The organism is Ruegeria sp. YTSC325 (assembly GCF_059609525.1).
Map to the genome: position 1 here is coordinate 1 of NZ_JBXWLY010000005.1, position 19,834 is coordinate 19,834.

The window sequence follows — 19,834 nt, forward strand, 5'->3', positions numbered from 1 at the left end:
AATATTTGGGAAGAGGTCGCAAGACCTCTGATCCTGCGCCCGCGCAGGGTGCAATTTGCCGCGTTGTGCACTCGGAATACAAACGAAGGCGTGCAGGTTCTGCTGATTACAAGCCGCGATACCGGACGTTGGATCATACCAAAAGGTTGGCCGATTGACGGGCTCAATGGTGCACAGACCGCAAGACAGGAAGCCTGGGAAGAAGCCGGGGTAAGGGCGCGAACCGTTCAGGAAAAACCCATCGGGAAATTTGCATATGAGAAAATCCTCAAGGATGGCTCGGCACAACCCGTTCTGACGACTGTTTTCCGCATCGAGGTTCAGGACCTGGCCGAAGACTACCCAGAAAAAGATCAGCGCACACGCGCGTGGGTATCGCCCACGACCGCAGCCGAGAGGGTGCACGAGCCCGAGCTGCGTGACTTGCTGAGACGATTGTAACAATTAAGCGACAAATTGATGACAACGGTGTTGTCCCTGAACCGGAAACCGGATAGCGGCATGCGTCGATCCGATTTTCGGTATGAAACACTATGTCAGACCAAAGCTCAAAAACCCGATGGCAAACGCTGGACAGCGATCTGAATCGTATCTCACGCGTTGAAACCGCGAATGTCCACGTGGCACGCCCCATGCTGGCACCGGGGATTGCGCTGGCCTTTATTGCCCTTGCCGGTTTGTCGGCGGCAGTTCTGTTTGGCCAGGCAGATGGTGGACTAATCGTAGTCGCAGCAGCCGCGTTCGGCGCATACATGGCAATCAACATCGGCGCCAATGACGTGGCCAACAACATGGGCCCAGCCGTCGGCGCCAATGCGCTGTCCATGGGTGGCGCCATTGTTATCGCAGCGATTGCCGAAAGCGCTGGAGCATTGCTCGCCGGAGGAGACGTGGTTTCCACGATTTCGAAAGGCATCATCGACCCGGCCTCGGTTCAGACAAGCAACGTGTTTATCTGGGCTATGATGGCTGCGCTGATATCTTCGGCGATGTGGGTTAACCTTGCCACTTGGGTTGGCGCTCCGGTTTCGACCACACATTCGGTCGTGGGTGGAGTTATGGGCGCAGGTATTGCCGCAGCCGGTCTAAGCGCCGTCAACTGGGCAACCATGAGCGCCATTGCGGCAAGCTGGGTCATCTCTCCGGTATTGGGTGGGGTGATTGCTGCAGGTTTCCTTGGGTTGATCAAGGCCAAAATTCAATATCAGGATGACAAGATCGCTGCTGCACGGCGATGGGTTCCCATTCTGGTCGGCGTCATGGCCGGAGCATTCGCAACATATTTGGCCGTTAAAGGGCTGAAGCGGATCGTGAAAGTCGATCTGGAAATCGCACTGCTGGTTGGGCTGCTGTCAGGAATTTTGGCGTGGTCGGCAACTATTCCATGGGTGCGCCGCAAATCCGAAGGGCTGGAAAACCGGACCAAATCACTGAAGTCGTTGTTCGGTTTGCCGCTGGTCATCTCGGCTACATTCCTGAGCTTCGCCCACGGCGCCAACGATGTCGCCAACGCAGTCGGCCCCTTGGCCGCAATCGTGCACGCGGCCGAGTTCGGTGACGTTGCTTCGAAAGTTGCGATTCCGACATGGGTTATGGTGATCGGGGCCTTCGGGATATCTTTCGGCTTGTTCCTGTTCGGGCCCAAACTGATCCGCATGGTTGGCAGCCAGATCACCAAACTGAACCCGATGCGTGCCTTTTGCGTGGCACTGTCGGCTGCGATTACCGTGATCGTTGCAAGCTGGCTGGGTCTGCCCGTCAGTTCGACACATATCGCTGTTGGCGCCGTGTTCGGCGTTGGTTTTTATCGTGAATGGCATTCAGATCGCCGCTGGAAAGCCTCGAACCAGCAGCGACCGCCCCAGCGTCGTTTGGCGCGGGAAGAGCACAAGCGGCGTAAACTGGTGCGGCGTTCGCATTTCATGACCATTATCGCGGCATGGGTTGTTACGGTTCCGGCTGCTGCTGCTATGTCAGCCGTGATCTTCTGGATGCTGACGGCCTTTCAATAAAACAATGCTCAACCCCTGATTTGCCGCGGGGTCATCGAAGTGGTGGGTCGACCTTCGATAAGGTCGCGAACCTTCTGGCAAATCGGCGCAGCCCGGCCCTGGACAGCCGCGAGGCGAATGATCTGACCTTGCAGGCTGTCAATCTCGGTTGGCCTACCGTCCATCAGATCATAGGCCATGGATGTGCGCGCCGAAGGATCAATCGTCAACATCCGGGCGGCTATTCGACTAAACAGCAGGGTCGGCAGGCGCAGGATGAAAGGCGTCATCCAAGCCGGAAGCGGTGTGGTCGAGACCACGGAAAGACCTGCTGATTTCAGAACCGCATGGGCTTCGGCCATCTGATCGGCCATCAGCTTGCGCCATTCCCGATCCAAAAGCTGGTCCTTCAACGTCAGTCCCGACAAGGCATTCAGCGCATTATTGAGGTTGATCAGCAACTTGCCCCATTGCACCGCCTCGATCTGATCGCTTTCAACAACTGGCAGGTTCGGACTGCTCAGCTTTTGCCCCAGCGCGCTGGCACCGCTCTCGATCACAATCTCTCCCGAAGTCGCCCGATGGAAACTGCCGGGGTCGGTCGGGACCACATTGAACGGAACCATCCCGGCCCGCACGTCCCGCCCCGGCAGGGCCGCGCGCAAAGCCCGGGTGTTTTCCACCCCATTCTGCCACGACAATATTGGCGCTGACGACGGTGCGTATCGCGCGATCAATTCAGCCATCTCGGCCGTCGCCGGGGTTTTTACAGTCACGATGACGGCTTCGGCATCTGCAAGACAGTCCGGAACCTCGGAGAGGGTCAGGTCCGAGACATGTTGCTGCAGACCCGAGAAATCAGTGACCGTCAGACCTCGGTCCTTGATCGGAGCAAAGATGCGCGCACGTCCTAGCAGTGTGACATCGTGGCCGCCCTGAGACAGCAAAGCCCCGCAATAACACCCGATACTGCCCGCGCCAGCGATCACGATTTTCATGGCGACCCTCCCCTTTCGGTAAAGATCGCCGGGATCGGAGTCGTGGACAAGACCCCCTGACGCCTCGTCAGCGCGCAAGCCTTGGGCGGGTGCGTTCCAGTTCTGCCGAGATCGGAATGTATTCTTGATCATCGCCGGGCGGCAGGTGGAACGCCCCGTTCGCCCAATCTGCCGTTTTCCATTCCCGTGTTGCGACCTCGATCTTTTCTTTCGAGGACGACACGAAGTTCCACCAGATGTAACGATCCTCGTTCAGCGTTGCACCCCCCAGCAGCATCAGGCGCGCGCCGGTCGGGCCGGCCTTCACAGACAACCGGTCGCCGGGGCGGAACACCATCATGCGGCCCGCATCAAATGTATCGCCTGCGATCTCGACCGCGCCTTGGGTGACATAGACCCCTCGGTCCTCATGATCATCTGGCAAGGGAAAGGACGCGCCCGGATCAAGCTGCACATCCAGATAAAACGTTTCGGACAGCATCGTCACAGGGCTGGTCTCGCCATAGGCCGAACCCAGAATCAAGCGGGCGGACACGCCGTGATCCTGGATATGGGGCAGCGCGCCTTGCTTGTGATGTTCAAAATCCGGGGCCATATCCTCGTGTTGTTCAGGCAAGGCGATCCAGGTCTGGATGCCGAACAGGCTGTGACGTGTACCGCGAGTCTGGTCGCTTGTCCGCTCGGAATGGGTCACGCCGCGCCCGGCCACCATCCAGTTGACCTCACCGGGATAGATCATCTGATGGGTGCCCAGACTGTCGCGATGTTCAAATTCTCCCTGATACAGATAAGTCACAGTGCCCAACCCGATATGAGGGTGCGGACGCACATCGATGCCGCCATCGGTTATGAATTCAGCCGGGCCCATCTGATCGAAGAGATTTATTCGAAATGGGATATAGGTGCTACCAAATAGCGTCAGATAAACAATTTTCGAGGCGGCCCACGGCCATACAGAGTATCCCGTGGGTATCTTGCGGGTTATCCCGGAGTAATCCAAGGGGGCCACGGGGGATAGTGGGAAGGATCACGTATTCATAACCCGCTCAGATTTTTGCCCCAGAATTCAAATCATTTGGTTTAAGTGATTACCTGTGCAATCCCGCGCAAACCCTGAGCGCCCCTTGGGGTTCACTTCACGCTCCCATGCGCCATCTTATCAGCAGAGCTAAAGGAGTACGCCCCATGTCTTGGAACCCTGCGCTAGACCCCCACTGCCCCACCGGTGACTCCGTGGATGCGATAGAAACCGTCATCATCCCACGCGCCCGTGATTTAGGAGGCTTCGAGGTACGCCGCGCACTGCCCGCTCCGAAGCGCCAGATGGTTGGAAGTTTCATCTTTTTCGATCAAATGGGACCCGTTGAGTTCTTGCCAACCAAAGGCATTGACGTACGCCCTCACCCTCATATCGGTCTGGCGACCGTCAGCTACCTATACCGTGGACGTATGCACCACCGGGATAGCCTTGGGACGGACTCATGGATCGAGCCGGGTGCGGTGAATTGGATGGTTGCTGGCCGAGGCATCACACACTCAGAGAGAACCGATGATGAAACCCAAGTGGACCCCATGCCATTCTTCGGCATTCAGACTTGGGTTGCACTCCCAAAGGACCACGAGGACCTAGACCCTACCTTTGAACACGCCCCTGCTGATGCTTTGCCGGTGATGGATGGCGAAGGCAAGGAGGTGCGCTTGATCCTCGGCAACGCCTACGGGGAACGTGCGCCGGTCAAGACACCTGCAGAAATGTTCTATGCCGATGCTATTCTTCAAGCCGGTGCCAGCATTCCACTACCGGATGATCATGAGGATCGCGGGGTGTATGTCGTTGAGGGTTCGGTGACGGTCTCCGGGGATACCTTCGAGGCGGGGCAAATGATGGTATTCCGCCCCGGTGACCGGGTGTCGATGAAAGCCGGTGACAGAGGCGCAAGGCTAATGATGCTGGGCGGCGAAACGCTTGAGGGACCCCGTCACATCTGGTGGAACTTCGTGGCGTCCTCCAAAGAGCGGATAGAGGAAGCCAAAGAGGCTTGGAGGGCCGAGGCTTGGGATAGCAACCCACGGTTCCACCTGCCACCCGGGGATGATCAGGAGTTTATACCTTTGCCTAACCGGTAGATTACCCGCAGTGCAGACCTTTGCAATATTCGCACCAGAAACCGCGTTATGAGCAAGGCGGCCATGTCGGACAATAAACCTTGGGCTAGAGGCGAATTAACGGCGTTCAGGTGTGATCCATAGTGACTTCATCACCGATCACGGCTCAGAAGACGGCGCAGGAAATTACAGCTCCAGTCCGAGCTGGAGTGTTAGCAAAGAAACCGTTAGGTGGTTGGCATTTGAGTTTTTGTGGATAGAGCGCGAGAACTGAGTGCCGTCACTGTCAGTTGACCTAACGTCGCGCGTTGGTGCTGGCACAGCACTAAACTACGGAAGTCACGTGACTTTTCGCGAAGGAAGGGCGATTGAGTTGAGGCAAAACGTCAAGTCGGCAGTAGATCAAGTAAAAGCCGCCACCGACAAGGAAGATGAAGTACTGGCATGGTTTTCAATCGGGGCTGAGCTTCAACGAATTGGTCGGCATGTTAAAAGTTCCAAGATATTCGGACAGCAGGTCCAAAATACCGAGATGAGAGACTTGCCACCTTCAGATCGGTCTGATGCGCGATGGGTGTTCCAAAACTGGAAGACAGTACTCGAATGGGTCGAGGCGAAAACTGGGGGCGTAACCAATGATCCATTTCGAGACTTGGCCGACCTAAACCACTCGCACCCTTCGGCCATCAGAAGGCAGATCAGAGATTGGCTGAAAAACAGTACTGACCCCAGCGGAGTTAACCAAGACCTGGCTATTGCAACTCAAGTTGCGTTTGAAACTGCTTGGCGGCGCTCGTCAACAGATGTGGAGCTTTCACAGCCTTCAATAATTTTTAATGAGGGCATTGATTACGTTATTGAGAACTACGATCCATTCTGCGGAACCACGTCAGCACGGTACAGTTTTAGTTGGGCTGAAATCACAGAGTTCATAAAGGACCCTAGCGACAACGACGGTCTAGTTGAGAGAGTTTTGGATTGGGTAGGCTTTGACGGAGACAACGATGGCGCGGCCGAGCTGTTGATGGATACTGACGGTAGAGTTCACGCCCGATCAGACATCGAGGATTAGTTGGAACTAAAACCCTTTGATGTAAAACTTACTCGCTGTATAGATCCTGTTGCATTTCTCGGTACGCCTGAGAAACAGCTGCCAAGCCTCCGAGTTTCTCTTTGCCTTCACCGATGCTGCCATATCGCGCCACCAGAAACTGACCCAACTTCTTCGTGGCCAACTCGCTTTCCCCGTCGGCCTCGTAAGCCCTGAGGATACCCAGCAGCAAGTCTTTGGTCTCCGCATCAAAGGTATCTATCGACCCTTCCCTCACGCGGTCTGCCCTATCGTGTCGAGTCTTGGGGGCGTTTGTGAAAAGGATGTAACTCAGTACATCAAACAGATCGCTCTCAGGAGCATCAACTAACCGCCGAATGTCGTCGAGCCTGTCCTGATCATACCCTCGGTCAGACAGTTGCCCAAGAAAGTGTTCGCGGTTGTCAGGATCACTCCACACCGACCGCAATTGGTCTTCATCCGCAACAATCCCAGACAGGTCACCAAACAAACGCTTCAGGAACTCCGCCGCAGAGATCGGTTTGCCCTCGGGACTCCAGTAGGTGGTGGCCGCGATGTATTTGATGTTGCGAACTGTCCCATCCGAGAGCGCGACTTGGATCTTCTCTCGGGGGAGGTCATCCGCATCTTCGCCGTTTTCTGGTGGTTCGCCTTCATCTACCGGGGGTTCGCTCGTTGGAACACGAGGACCTCGGGGCGCTTCAGGCTCAAGCGGTTCCCCATCCCATTCAGGATCGTTGAAGTTCTCATGCGCTTTCACGAAGTCCCAGATAGTGAAGAAGTCTTTGCCTTCAAAGGTCCGTGTCCCCCGACCGATGATCTGCTTAAACTCGATCATTGAGCGAATTGGGCGCATCAGAACTATATGGCGGATGTTCCTCGCATCGACGCCCGTCGAGAGCTTCTGCGACGTGGTCAGAACAGTCGGTATCGTTTTGTCGTTGTCTTGGAAGTCACGTAGGTGCTGTTCACCAACTGCACCGTCATCAGCGGTCACGCGGTGGCAGTAGTTTGGGTTGGTGCTGTCCTTGACCTGATTGATGAGGTCGCGGACCAGTCCGGCATGATCCTGCGTTGCACAGAAGACCAAAGTCTTTTGTCGCTGGTCTATCTGGCTCATGAACTCTTGCACACGGCTCAGCTCGCGCTCTTCAATTACGATACGGGTGTTGAAGTCGCTCTCGGTGAAGGCTTCGCCTGCCTCGATGTCTCCGGCAATAACGTCGTCAGAGCCATCATAGACATATTCATCAATGGTGCTTGCCATCTGACGCACCTTGAAAGGCGTCAGGAAGCCATCCTCGATACCGTCCCGCAGTGCGTAGGTATAAGCCGGTTCACCGAAGTAAGCGTAGGTGTCGGCATTGTGCTTGCGCTTGGGGGTAGCTGTGAGACCAAGCTGCGCGGCTGGCTCAAAGTATTCCAGCAGGTGACGCCATTCGCTCTGGTCATTAGCACCGCCTCGGTGACACTCATCAATCACGATGAAGTCGAAGAAGTCAGGGGGGTAGTCCTTGTACACCGGCTCACCCTCACCCGTCATGAAGGTCTGGAAGATGGTGAAGAACAGGCTCGCGTTCTTCGGAGGCTTGCCACCGTTCTTGCGGATCGTGTCGGGGTCTATGCGAGTAACCGCATCGTTCGGGAACGCCGAGAATGCGTTGTAAGCCTGATCGGCGAGGATATTCCTGTCAGCTAGGAAGAGGATGCGCGGTCGCCTGACTGGCTCACCTGACAGGTTCCACTTTGCCTGAAACAGTTTCCAAGCGATCTGGAAGGCTATGGATGTCTTTCCTGTCCCGGTTGCAAGCGTCAGCAATATGCGCTTGTCGCCATTTGCTAGAGCTTCCAAGGCGGCTGTAATGGCGTTGTGCTGGTAGTATCGCAGCTCCCACTTGCCGCCGTCTGTCTCGAAATCCACTGCTCCGAAGCGTTCCCGCCAGTCATTCTGCGATGCGAATGTTAGATCCCAGAGTTCGTCTGGTGTGGGGAACGGAAGAGATAAATCGCCCTCAGCCCCTGTTGTCATATCGATCTGGTACCAGCTCAAACCGTTGGAGGCGTAAGCGAAGCGTGACCCCAACCGGGATGCATAGTCCTTGGCCTGACCAACCCCGTCGCGATGACTGATCCCTGCGCGTTTGGCCTCCAGAACAGCCAGCTTCTGGCCCTTGTGGATCAGGACATAGTCGGCGGAGAGGCCTCGTCCCCGTGTGCCGCCGGACTGAATACGCCCCGGACAGATCACCTCACGACGCACTCTTGAGCCGTTCTTGCCCCATCCAGCAGCAGCAAGAACCGGGTCAATGCGCTCTGCGCGAGTATCGGCTTCGGTTTCGTCGTAGATGCTCATCAGTTCAAACGATCACTTCTTTAAAACCTCAAGCAGTTTCGCCTTTATTTCATAGATCGAGCGAACGGCCTCACAAACCATTTTGGCAGCCTCTGGCGTATCTGCATAGTGATCGGCGTGGGCAACCTGGTTGCGCAAGACCCTGATCTGTTCGAAGCGTCCTTCTACTTCATCGCAACGCAGCGTCAGCACTTTCCCTTTTCGGATGATGTCGGCCTTGTCGCTTATCTGGGTAAGGGTGATTTCGCTAACGAACCCGTCACGCGCTTTGGCTCTGGCAATCTCGCGCTTCAGTTTCCTTTTCTTGTCATTGCTTAGCAGCGAAATCCAACATTCAGAACTTGGCCAGCGCGTTTCTATGGCCAGTGCCATTGCCATCTCCAGACTGGTGATGAGTGCAAATAGTGAGGCCCGAACTGGTAATTTTTGGAGATCGGACAAGCTGACCAACCCAGAAATCTTGTTGCCGGAAACCACGAGGTTTGTTTGATGTGTGTCCGCCTGTTTGACGAAGTCGAAGATGCTGGCGTCGGCTCCGATCACGATGTCTTCAGACAGAAGTTTGAAGTCGCCTGCTATCGGTGTGTCAGGAGCTTCCTCATCAAACCATCGCTCAGCGTTATATAGTCCAACAACCTTGTTGCTGTCGTCCACAACCGGGAAAAAACTGAATTGATCCTTATTGCGAGCTTTGATCTGAGCGGCGGTTTCATCTGGCTGACAGGTGACAAAGGCGTTGCGTGGAACCATGATGAGGCCGACAGTCAGGCTTCCCTGAACTTGTTTCAGGACATCAAGACTGGCGTCATGGTTCGTTGCCCAGCTCATGTCAGCTCGCCCGCGAAGGCTTTCTGCAGGAGGGACTGGCGGAGTTCTTCAAGGTCTTGGAGTTGTTGTTGGTAGATTGCTTTTATACTGCGGGACTTTTGGTTAAGCTCGGAAAGCTCAGCTACAACTGGCGCCTGAGCTTTTACAACGGGTATTGGGAACAATCGATCTTTAAAAGTTCCAAGGTTAATGTTGTCTCTCGCGCTTCCTTTTCCAGCTTCTTTCAGCTCTTCTTTTACAAACTGCAAAAGGTAATCTAGAAATTCCGGGTCTGACTTATCTGGATTGGGGATCATTCCAATTACACTGTCAGGAAAACACGCGTCGAAATCTAGGATCGCGCTCTCTCCAATCGTCGCTCCCACAATCGCGACACAAACTGTTCCCTTTGGCCAAACCCTGCTTTGCGCTACGCCCTCGGCCGAATATGTCTGACTATACTCCCGCAAGAAATGATCGGCTTGGCTCAAGTCGCCGGTTTGTATGAATGGCATATCGCCGCCAAACAGGCGTTGGTCATTCCGGGGTCTATGCCGAGATTTACCTCTGCCGAAATCACTACATACACTAGCGATGTTTTGCATCGGCCAATCTTCGCGATTTTCAGCGAAGAAGGTGCGCAGTGCGGCCGAAAACAACTCCCGCGCATTCTGCAGGTTAACCTCAGCGTTCTCCTTGGCGCGAGCCAGACCCTGGAGGGCCTCGTCTAGTATTGCAACGATCTTCCGTTGTTCTTCGATGGGTGGGACGGGAACCGGGATTTCTCGGAGGCGGCCTTGATTGAGTTTGGGAACAGTCATTCCTGATATGAAGGGCATCAGGTCAGCGCCGTTCAGGTAGTAGATTAGCCAATCATCTAGAACCGTATCCCGGTGTGGGCGAATGACGTGAGCATGATTGTTGACCCAAGTCTTCCCTTGGATTGAGAATGCAGAGTTTGCACCCGCCTCCCATTTTGCGCCGTCTTCGCCGATCAGAACCAACGGCTCATCGAACAGAAAACCATCGACATGATCGAGGACGCCCGTCGCTCCATAGTATGGATACGGACCAGATTTACGGTTTTTCTTGGTGATGGGTTTTCTCAGCCGGTCGAGAACATCGACGAGTTCGCCGAGAGGTCTCGTTTCCCAGCCGAAGTCTACATTGTCCTTCACAACATCCCCCGGATATCTTCGAGGATTTTGGCTGTTTCCGCATCCCGCGCCAACATGTCTGCAATGATGTCTTCAGGGGACCGCAGAGGAGCCTCCTCAGGTGCATTGGGGTTCTTCACTGAGAGATCATACGTCTCTTCGTCCAGATCGGCTCGCTTCACGATCCAGCTTTGTGGTCCATTAGGGCGAGTCTTCTGCAGCTCCACAAAATCAGCCAGATCGTCATCGTTGAGTGGGTTGGTCTTGCCCAAGCTGCGACCGGGATCGAGCTGATAGAACCAAATGTCTCTTGTGGGTGCGCCCTTCTCGAAGAACAGCACCACGGTCTTCACACCAGCACCCTGAAAAGTGCCTTGCGGACAGTCGAGGATCGTATGCAGCTCAGCCGCTTCCAGTAGCTCCTTGCGTAGCGCGATGGAGGCGTTGTCGGTATTGCTGAGGAAAGTATTCTTGATCACCACTGCTGCACGTCCACCTGCTCGCAGCTTGCGGATGAAGTGCTGCAGAAAAAGGTACGCCGTCTCTCCTGTCCGGATCGGGAAGTTCTGTTGCACCTCGCGCCGTTCTCCACCCCCGAAAGGCGGATTGGCGAGGATGATATCATGGCGGTCCTTCTCTTGGATATCCATCACGTTTTCATTGAGCGTGTTGGAGTGGATCAGGTTGGGTGCCTCGATCCCATGAAGGACCATGTTCATGATGCCAATGACGTAGGCGAGACCCTTCTTCTCCTGTCCGTAGAAGGTGTGGGTCTGTAACGTCTCGAAGTCGGAAGCCGAGAGCTTATCAGTGCGCATGTAGTCGTAGGCTTCACAAAGAAAGCCAGCAGAGCCGACAGCGCCGTCGTAGATCGTCTCACCAATCTTGGGGTCAGTTACCTTGATCATTGCCCTAATAAGCGGACGTGGGGTATAGTATTCACCTCCATTGCGACCTGCATTACCCATGCGACGGATGCGGGTTTCATACAGCTCTGAGAGTTCGTGGCGCTGGGCTTGTGTGTTAAAGGACAAGCCGTCTACGGCCTCCAATACATCCCTCAAGATGTACCCAGAGCGAAACTTGTTGCGCAGCTCAGTGAACACCTCACCGATCTTGTACTGGATCGTCTGAGGGCCTGTAGCGGACTGACGGAAGGCTGCGAGATACGGGAACAATTCCTGATCAACGAACTTGATCAGGTCATCGCCAATGCGAGCGCTGTTGTGATCGAACTCTCCGTTAACCTTGGGTGCCGCCCATTTGTCCCAGCGATAGTCGCCTTCGATGATGGGCGCGTAGTCTTCGCCATCCAGTTCAGCTCTGTCGCGTCGCTCGCTTTCAAGGTCATGCAAATACTTGAGGAATAGGACCCAAGATGTCTGCTCTACATAATCCAGTTCGTTGGCGATGCCTTCTTCCGCGCGGAGGTCCCGCTCGATCTTGTTGAACGCGTTCTCGTACATGTCTTCCTGCTCTGTTTGTTGGCGGTACAGTTCCACCTGAGGGTGCAAAGATCAACAGTAGTCAGCTCAGAAAAGCATCACCGACTACTGCTGATTTGCTGAGCATTGATGGAAGGTTCGCCCTGCCCCAAATTGGTTCAAGCGCACAGTGTCTGAGGCTTGGTGATTTCATCACTTCAGCTCATCAGGCATCTTCAAGCCGCAACTGCGGGCAATTCGTCGAATGTCATTGACCATTAATGCGTAGCCCTCATCCAAAACAGATACGATATCGGCACGTTGCCCGTGGCCGGGTTTGATCATCTGGTCGGGGTATGCGGCTGTGATCTGGTCAGCTTCTTCACGCATTTCTTGGCGCACCTGACGGATGCCCGCGAGGATAGACAGTGTGCGCTTCCAGCTTTCGGTGTCATCGGTAAGCGGTGCCGGTGTGGGGTTGGTCTTGGATGTCATGGTTTCTGAGTCCTTGATCTTAACAGCTTCATTGAGCCGCTGGGTTGAACAATGAGTGCTGCTGGAAGATCGACCGGGCATCTCGATAGAAATCCATCTTTGGCAAGGTCGTTCCCTTCGAGCGGCGCAGCATGTCCCGCCAGATCGGTAGTTGCGTATGGGGATCGAGTGGATCATCTGTCAGATGCTCGAGGGCGATCACTGCGGATTGATCGTAGCGATGCCGGGTAAGACGGCCTTGAAGACGCGTGAGCATATCGTCGATCTTCCGGTCGATTACCTCGTCGCGGCGTTTAACGATCAGGTTTTCGGCCTTGGGCATCGGGGTGGATGCCTTCGCGATTGCGTCGAGGTCTGCCTTGTGCTGGCGGGTTCTGCCGTGCAGCGGAGTGTGTTTTTGGTAGTGACGTTTAGCGTCACCTATTGTGATGGCGTTGGCCATTTGGAGGAGTCCTTTGTGGAAGCCTCAAAACCCCTAAAACAACACTTACCTACCGACCCCTGCGGAGGGTCGATTTTGGCATTGGAAAAGCCAATAAAATCAATGGATCACGGGAGGTGTTTTCGGGGGTCGAGGGTCGTTATTGGTGGGTGTCAGAGTGTGCCGACTGTCAGTGCCTCGGTTCGGTCGAGGCGATCTTCGAGTTCAGCCTCTGCAGCTTCATCTTGTTCGTGTTGTTTGTGGGTGTACTTCTCGAGGCTCTCGTCGATTTCGAGGGGGACACCGAGTGTATCCGCGAGTTTCTGATAGAGAGCCTCGAGGGCGTCACGCTGGGCAGTCGTGAGGGTCTCGGAGAACTTGCCGGTCTCCCGGTCTCGCCCCCCCACTACGCCGATCTGGATATGGCTTCTGGTGAAGTTTTCGCGACCGACTGCGCCACGCGTCAGTGGGTGTCTACAGAGTTCAATCGTACCATCGACCTGTACCAAATAGTGATAGCCAATGCCGAAGCGGGCAGTCTTGGCGTGTTCGGCGTCGATGATTGCAGCATCAATTCGCGGATCGGCTGGATGATGGGTGTATCTAACCATACACCCTGTGGATTTCTCGCGGCGCAACGTAACGAACATCGCTGTCCTCAGGTAGGTGTCGGCTCTCTTGATCCTGAGCATCGGCCTTGGTTCCTTTCTTCACACGTTCTGCCCATGCTTCGAGTTCACAGAGCGTCAATTGCCCGATCCCTTTCGGTGAACGACCATCTTCAATAAGATCGACGGTTTCACAGAAGTACTCGGGGTCGGCACAGGTGCGGGATTGGATACGGTTCAGGACCAGATCGATATCTGTGTCCCAAACCATGTCTGGTAGATTGGTCATGTTCTAATCATTCGCTCTGATACCGAAGGCCAGTGACCAAGCTGCTCGCGGATGTGTTGCGCGAACTCGGTCCAAGTAATCCCATCGGCACGACCCGCCGCGCGGTCCAGAGCAAACTGGCGAACGCAACGATCAACACCGGTATGCGTGTCTGATGCCTGTTTCAGGAAGTCGAAACCATCTTGCCCAAGTTCCTGCATTGCGCTCTGGGTTGCGGCCTCGGTGATTGTGCTTTGAACACTCGAGAACATCGCGCGAGTGTCGCCATCTACGTCTAGTTCCGATACCGCCCCATCAGCCAGACCGCGCATAGTTTCGCTAACCTCATCGACGGACATACCGGACATAGCAATCTGACCGAACGCTGTTTCATAGGTTTGGGCCTCTTCCATCGACATGATGTCATCGTCGAGCGAAGTGTTCAGCCCGTCGATCACGTTGTCGAACTCAGCATGCCCCGTGTCGCTGCCTTTGGGTTCCTCGGGCGTCTCGTCTGTGGCCGATCCGTGTTCCTGCGCAGCCCGTTGAGCCGTGCCAATCGACAGACCTTCATCAAAGACGGTGTTGAGCAAGCCGAGTTCTTTAGCCTGGGCGACCTTCATCGACATGCCTTGCACGTTGATCACGTCGCTGTCTTTGAGATCGCCCTGAGAGTGGACATCGCGTTGCATGTTGTTGGTGTCGCGGACGGTGACGCCGCCGCTCACGTAGTCTGCGCTTGAAGCGTATGATTTGGAAGACGGCATTGATTGCTCAACGGGGCCGTCACCGCCGAAGGTTACACGTGTTGTAGTCATTTTCTTTGATCCTTTGTTGGTGTTTGGGGTTACGCCAAGCCGAGTTCGATCTCAGCCATTTGTTGAGGTGTTGGTGGGTTTTCGACGAATGGCAGATCGGTGATCGCTTTGTCGTCGTCGCGGGACATCAGGTGTACCGGGCTGAGCTTCGAGATTGCCTCGACCGAGTATCCGCGAAGCCGAATGCGGGAATACGCAAGGACGACACGTAGCTTCGTGTCATCGTCCAAGTCCCTTTCGTGTATCTGCGACAGCGCCGAGACTTGTCCGTCCCTCGCGCACAACTCGAGCCAAGCGACACCAATAGCCGATGCCTTGGTCTTTTCGTTCATGAGTTTTGTCCCTTTGGGTTTTGCGTTGCTGCGTTCGTCGAGTTCTGCCTCGAGGATCGCGACCTTGTTCTTCCATCGAGCGAGCGTCTCTTCGGCTTTGATGATCTCGCGTTGTTCAGGGGTGAGTTCTGCTTGGTCGATCCCAAGGTCTTCGGCGCATGAGGAACAATGATGTTCATCGCCATGAGGTGCCGGGAACTTCGCGCCGCAAGAGATGCAGACCTTGTAGGTAATCCTGCGGTTCTCAGCGATGCACGGGTCGCACCTCGATGCTTTGGGCTTGTGGGTCTCATGTTCTTCACCGCATGCGTTGCAGGTCTTGAGGTACATCTGCGGGGGTGGTTTCTTGGGTTTCGCTTTACGCTGCGCTGGGGGCATGTTGGGTGGTCCTTACGTCTTCTCGAACAGCCAATCTGTGGATGGCGTTGAAGGTGGTATCGGTATTGGCGGCGGTGTCGGTTGGGGTGTGAGATCGGACACCGGCTCGATGCCTTCGGGCCACTCACCTTTGACCAGTCCGGATGAGCGACGAATTACCTTGTGGTATCTCGCGGGGATCGCTGGGGACCTCGGGAGGATGTGATCGAACAAGCTATCCCCGAGCATGTCCGTCTTCATAGATCGAATGGGAACGGAGACCGGCGGGAACGCATCACCAGAGGCGAGGAGGCGACCATAGGAGGTCACAATCAGTGCGGTTAGGTCTCGGTCAGATCGACGAAGACCGAGCCTCTCAGCGGCCTTCAGCGTGTGTGTGCCGACAATGGCGAAGTCGGCGTAACTAAGGCGGTACTTCGAGTATCGGACATCGCCGGTCAACACCTCGGCCTTACGACCAGGAGGAACACACAGGCCTTGGCGACCCATGAACGTGCCACCGGCGAGATAGACGTTGTAGCGATGACCGGTTCTAATGAACTCCTGAGCGAAGGTGTGGTGGACGAATGATCTGACGATAACCGATGCATTCGGCTCATAGCGTCTGCCGACCAGCAGATGTTGCAATCGTTCTCTTGCTCTACCATGTCTCAGAGCGGCCATTCTGTACGTTGGACGATCATCCCAATAACCGACACGATGACGCGTACCTCGAGCATACTTAACAGCCTCAGCGATCTCTGAGGGTGTCGGTTGGATGTGCTTCAAGACCGACCGGGCAACTGCGTTGATAGCACCACCGGGGATGTAACCACCGAGAGGAACCCCTCGGCTCTGAACGACCGACCGGCAGCGCGAACACAGGCCCCATCGTTGGGACAGTCTTTCAATGTACTCAAAGGCAGGTAGTGGGTTGTCGCATGTAGCAGAGGCACAGACGGTCATTGTGGCCTCATTGGGTTGTGCGTTGAGCATTGCGTTGGGATTATTGAGGACGCCCCCGAAGCCAGTCACCACAACAGCCGAGGGCGTCCCCATCAACCCGCGCATGTGTCAAGCTCACAAAGACAGCACGGGCGAGATGAAACGGTAAAAGGTCTCACTACATCGACCCGTCAGTGACGACAGGGATGCGCGTGAGACCTGAACCATCATCGACCAAGGACCAAGGTCGAAGCGGTATAGGAATTAGTATTGTTGGTCACAGTAGTTGGTTGATTATCGGTGGTGGACAGTCACCCAACGTGCACTGACGAGGAACTGTGAAGCCTTGAGAGGAACCTGATCGTGTAACTATAGGTAAATCTCTTGGTATCTGTTCTCTATGAGGGAGCTGCTATTCCAACCCATTGATTTACAACGAAGTGTACCGAGCGTGTCATCGACCGGTAAATGACCATCATCGATCATCATCACAGAGGAGATACCGGGGTGTGTTCCTCGACCATGTTCATCAGGCGATCACCTGATGTGAACTCGAGGTAGACGCTGGGTGTTGTTGAAGGTGGTGATCATCATCGATCAACAACACAGAGGAGATACCGGGAGTGAACCTGATGTGATACCTGAGGTGTACACTATAGGTAATAACTTTCGTTTCTTCTCTGTCTCATAAGCAAGCAGGAATTCTAACCCATTGATTTACATTAGTTTCCGGCACCCGTGTTCCCTTACCGGTCGCGGGGTGATCCCCCGTCCTTACGGATCGCCGGGAGGACAACCTGAGTGACCCAATCTTGAAACGTACGGGCCTCGGGCTTGTTCGACCGCATGATGATCCTGTAGAGACCACTTTCGGAGATCAGCTTGTTCGGACGGGCGCGGCCTTGAGTGAGTTTGAAATTTCTAACTTCACTTTCGGTAAGGTTAGACGTGGCCTTCGTTACGCTACCGATGGTGAGGACTTCGAGGACGTCCTTGGCGACGAACCACAGGTTCCCGTCGATTTCCACGACGCGGATGGTATCGACCTCGCAGGCCCTCGACCTTCGATTTTGGCCCCTATGAGCCATTGATTTCATTGGGAAATAAAGGTCCAAAAATTAGGTGTCAGGTAGGGTGACCTACAAAGTGCCGATTTAGGGGTTTTCGGAGCCTCTGCCAGCAGATCACCAGCCGAGACGTTTTGGGTTCATTCAGGAGTCAGCTGTAATTGCCTCGACGGGGTTAATCCTTCAGGCCCATAGAGCGCCCGACCGCCTTCAAATCGTCGATCTTGCCCTCCAAAGCGTAGAACTCAGCCTCGGTGTATTGATAAGCAAGGACCCCATTGCCGTCGCGTGTTCTTCACGCAAATCGGCGATCTTCTCATCGAGGGCGAACTTGAGGGCTTCTTGGGTGTTCTCGAAGTAATTGAGGGTCATATCGTTATCCTTCCATCGCATGTTGGTGACACCGGAATAGGCCGAGCGATCTATCGAGATCAACATTTTATTTGTTTATTTTCATATAGTTACGATATGTTTACCCTTGCGATGTCGTAGGTATTTGGGGCGATACGATGGGCCTTTAGTACCCATTCAGAATGGTAGTTTCTCAACCGCCTAATGGATCACGTCGTCTGATGCCCTCCTTGGTTTGAGACCACTCAGGCCCTTTCCGATGGTCAACTTGATGCCATTGCGCATGGTTACGCTGAGGTCATAGACCGGGTGCGGCACTCGAATACCTTTGGCTCGCTTGCGTGGCGTCTTTGAAAGGCGCATCTCCTCACCTTTATGGACGTCTACGCGGGCAACAACTCGACGCACCAGTGCATTCAACTCGTAAGGCTCGAGTTCGCTCACATCGCGGGGAAGATCGACCGTACCTAGACCAGCGCTCTCGGTGATCCTTTTCAGTTCGGTCTCGAGTTGCTCGACCTCGGCTTCTGCCGCGAGCAGCAAGCGGGGTGTCACTGCTGGTTTCGATTGGAGATATTCGAGTGTTCCCTGAGCGTCCAACAGCGCCGCCTCGAGGCCCTCTGTCTCCGGTGTGGTTTCAACCGCGTTGGCCTTCCTGATCTCAGGCCAGTAGTCAATCAACACCTCGTCGATGTGTGACACGGCTCCGATGTACGTGTTCAAGACCGGATCAATGTAGGCAGCGGTTCGAGCGTAGGCTTTGCGCTTTGCGTTCCTGTCAGTACCGGGGACCTTGAGTACCCCCGTCAGTGCCGCCTTGGTCTGCCGACGTATGGGTTCAACTGGCGAGGTCGTCTTGACTTCAGCACCACCAGCAGCCTCACGCTGCTCGAGACGGAACCTCACACGGCGCTCGGTGTCCTCGTCAACGATCCTCGGGAAATAATCCCTGACCTTGTCGATGATCACCCGGTCACCCTTGCGGTATAACCCTTTGACAATCGGTAGTGACCCGTCCTTTTCCTCGGGTTTGATCTTGCGGCCTATCTCGAGGGTGCCATACGCGGCCTCTGAGCGTACCAACTGGCTTACAGTCTGCCCCCGCCACTGCCCTCGGACCAACGCAGGGACATCCTGAGCGGCCAGATCACGGGCAATACCGACAGGGCGTTCACCGGTGGCAAATCTCTCAAACACATCACGGACCAGATCAGCCTTGTCATTGATGACCTCGAACTCTCGGGATGTCTTGGGGTCACCAACAACCTTGATCCACGCCGGTGTCTGAGAGGAGCGCACACGATTTCCTGCGAGTGTCTCATTGGTGTTAGTACCCCACGCGGCTGTTAGTCGCTTCGACTTCATAACGGACTCTTCTCGCGCCCGAGTGAAGGTCAGAAGGATCATTACGGAGACCAAGGGGTCGTCGTCGAGGTCTGTTCGAGTGTACACCTTACCGTCACTTAGAGTGACCACATCGATGTCCAGATCGAGGATATTCTCGAGGGTGTTTCTCGCCCGCCTGATCTTGTCGCGGGATAGACGATCAAGGTTCTCAATGAGGAGTGTTGAGCCTTTGGGAATGGCCCCTGACCTAACGGCCTCAAGGAACGCGCCAAGTTTGCCATCCGCACCCGCATTTCGACCGGCAAATGCTGACACACCATCGTCTACAAAGTTGGATGATGAAAGGTTGTAGCCGTTCTCAATGCACCATTTCTCTGCAGCTGCGGTCTGACGTCGTAAGCTGTCACCGTCGCGTTGTTGATCTGATGACCATCGCACGTAGCTGAATGCGATAGGTTTGGTGTTGCTTTCATCCATTCCCGTGTCTCTCGTTTGTATCGGTAGGTTCACCCTGGGTTATCGGTCCGATATCTCCGTGTGTTCTACTGGAGATGAGGCCGATCATGGTCAAGTGAACCTGCGGTGTTACCCTTTGTTTCGTTAGGTAACCGAGGGCGCTGGAAAGGACATGAACGAAAGAGGAGATCAACCCAACTCATGCACACACCGAGCAACCTCAGTCCGTGTAATCAGTAGGGTCATTTCGAATTCACTTCAAGAATATGAACGGCCCCACGAGCTGCCGCTCGACTGAGGGCAAAGCCCGGCGCACCTCGAACCCGCCCAGATCACGCGCGCGAGGAATGATCAACGTCTCAAGAGAGGTGTTTTCGGACATGCATTCGGGGCTGTGGGTCGGGTTCCAACTCATTGCTATGCTCCTGCGATCTGAGTTTCGTGCATTTTTGCAATGTACG

General features: G+C 54.9%; 19 protein-coding genes and 1 pseudogene. 4 read left to right on the top strand and 16 right to left on the bottom strand.

What is annotated here, in order from left to right; all coding sequences use genetic code 11:
• The coding region (locus tag AC2FF7_RS09125) for an NUDIX hydrolase (protein ID WP_496905529.1) at positions 1-441 on the top strand (441 nt) is incomplete at its 5' end.
• A gap of 92 nt (positions 442-533) precedes the next feature.
• Positions 534-2,012: an inorganic phosphate transporter gene (locus AC2FF7_RS09130; RefSeq protein ID WP_496905530.1), complete on the top strand. Its 1,479-nt coding sequence runs from the start codon at positions 534-536 to the stop codon at positions 2,010-2,012.
• A gap of 8 nt (positions 2,013-2,020) precedes the next feature.
• Here the strand turns inward: AC2FF7_RS09130 and AC2FF7_RS09135 are convergent, their stop codons facing one another.
• Complete coding sequence (locus AC2FF7_RS09135; protein WP_480866099.1) at positions 2,021-2,989, bottom strand: 2-dehydropantoate 2-reductase; 969 nt, start codon at positions 2,987-2,989, stop codon at positions 2,021-2,023.
• Positions 2,990-3,056: 67 nt separating this feature from the next.
• Positions 3,057-3,989: a pirin family protein gene (locus AC2FF7_RS09140; protein WP_496905531.1), complete on the bottom strand. Its 933-nt coding sequence runs from the start codon at positions 3,987-3,989 to the stop codon at positions 3,057-3,059.
• A 185-nt stretch (positions 3,990-4,174) separates the two neighbouring features.
• Between AC2FF7_RS09140 and AC2FF7_RS09145 the strand changes: the two genes are divergently transcribed.
• Together AC2FF7_RS09145 and AC2FF7_RS09150 are read left to right on the top strand one after the other, a co-directional pair.
• A complete protein-coding gene (locus AC2FF7_RS09145) occupies positions 4,175-5,116 on the top strand; it encodes a pirin family protein (protein ID WP_496905532.1) in 942 nt (313 codons plus the stop codon).
• Between the two features lie 322 nt (positions 5,117-5,438).
• Positions 5,439-6,167: a hypothetical protein gene (locus tag AC2FF7_RS09150; protein ID WP_496905533.1), complete on the top strand. Its 729-nt coding sequence runs from the start codon at positions 5,439-5,441 to the stop codon at positions 6,165-6,167.
• A 28-nt stretch (positions 6,168-6,195) separates the two neighbouring features.
• Here the strand turns inward: AC2FF7_RS09150 and hsdR are convergent, their stop codons facing one another.
• From hsdR to AC2FF7_RS09220, 14 genes and pseudogenes are all read right to left on the bottom strand, one after another.
• Positions 6,196-8,520 carry an EcoAI/FtnUII family type I restriction enzme subunit R gene (gene hsdR / locus AC2FF7_RS09155; RefSeq protein ID WP_496905534.1) on the bottom strand — a complete coding sequence of 775 codons (2,325 nt, stop codon included), beginning with the start codon at positions 8,518-8,520 and terminating at the stop codon, positions 6,196-6,198.
• A gap of 12 nt (positions 8,521-8,532) precedes the next feature.
• Entirely contained in the window at positions 8,533-9,348 is an 816-nt protein-coding gene (locus AC2FF7_RS09160; protein ID WP_496905535.1) for a CBS domain-containing protein, read from the bottom strand.
• Positions 9,345-10,505: a restriction endonuclease subunit S gene (locus AC2FF7_RS09165; protein WP_496905536.1), complete on the bottom strand. Its 1,161-nt coding sequence runs from the start codon at positions 10,503-10,505 to the stop codon at positions 9,345-9,347. Before AC2FF7_RS09165 ends, AC2FF7_RS09160 begins: the two co-directional genes overlap by 4 nt.
• The gene (locus AC2FF7_RS09170) at positions 10,502-11,950 is read right to left on the bottom strand and encodes a class I SAM-dependent DNA methyltransferase (RefSeq protein WP_496905537.1); all 1,449 of its coding nucleotides are present in this window, start codon (positions 11,948-11,950) and stop codon (positions 10,502-10,504) included. The genes AC2FF7_RS09165 and AC2FF7_RS09170 overlap by 4 nt, the downstream gene beginning before the upstream one ends.
• 171 nt (positions 11,951-12,121) lie before the next feature.
• On the bottom strand, positions 12,122-12,403 hold the full coding sequence (locus AC2FF7_RS09175; protein WP_496905538.1) for a hypothetical protein: 282 nt from the start codon (positions 12,401-12,403) through the stop codon (positions 12,122-12,124).
• 28 nt (positions 12,404-12,431) lie between these two features.
• Complete coding sequence (locus tag AC2FF7_RS09180; protein WP_353391546.1) at positions 12,432-12,845, bottom strand: hypothetical protein; 414 nt, start codon at positions 12,843-12,845, stop codon at positions 12,432-12,434.
• Between the two features lie 152 nt (positions 12,846-12,997).
• Positions 12,998-13,474, bottom strand: a complete 477-nt coding sequence (locus AC2FF7_RS09185) for an N-acetylmuramoyl-L-alanine amidase (protein WP_496905539.1) — start codon at positions 13,472-13,474, stop codon at positions 12,998-13,000.
• A complete protein-coding gene (locus tag AC2FF7_RS09190; RefSeq protein WP_496905540.1) occupies positions 13,428-13,721 on the bottom strand; it encodes a hypothetical protein in 294 nt (97 codons plus the stop codon). Before AC2FF7_RS09190 ends, AC2FF7_RS09185 begins: the two co-directional genes overlap by 47 nt.
• Positions 13,718-14,518, bottom strand: a complete 801-nt coding sequence (locus tag AC2FF7_RS09195) for a hypothetical protein (protein WP_496905541.1) — start codon at positions 14,516-14,518, stop codon at positions 13,718-13,720. Before AC2FF7_RS09195 ends, AC2FF7_RS09190 begins: the two co-directional genes overlap by 4 nt.
• Positions 14,519-14,547: 29 nt before the next feature.
• Entirely contained in the window at positions 14,548-15,228 is a 681-nt protein-coding gene (locus AC2FF7_RS09200) for a hypothetical protein (RefSeq protein ID WP_496905542.1), read from the bottom strand.
• Between the two features lie 1,670 nt (positions 15,229-16,898).
• Positions 16,899-17,180, bottom strand: coding sequence for a BRO-N domain-containing protein (locus tag AC2FF7_RS09205; RefSeq protein ID WP_496905543.1), 282 nt, complete (start codon positions 17,178-17,180; stop codon positions 16,899-16,901).
• 249 nt (positions 17,181-17,429) lie between these two features.
• On the bottom strand, positions 17,430-17,591 hold the full coding sequence (locus AC2FF7_RS09210; RefSeq protein WP_496905544.1) for a hypothetical protein: 162 nt from the start codon (positions 17,589-17,591) through the stop codon (positions 17,430-17,432).
• A 180-nt stretch (positions 17,592-17,771) separates the two neighbouring features.
• On the bottom strand, positions 17,772-19,394 hold the full coding sequence (locus AC2FF7_RS09215; protein WP_496905545.1) for a recombinase family protein: 1,623 nt from the start codon (positions 19,392-19,394) through the stop codon (positions 17,772-17,774).
• Positions 19,395-19,635: 241 nt separating this feature from the next.
• Positions 19,636-19,788: pseudogene (locus AC2FF7_RS09220) on the bottom strand (pirin family protein); the annotation flags it as partial.
• Positions 19,789-19,834: the final 46 nt, after the last annotated feature.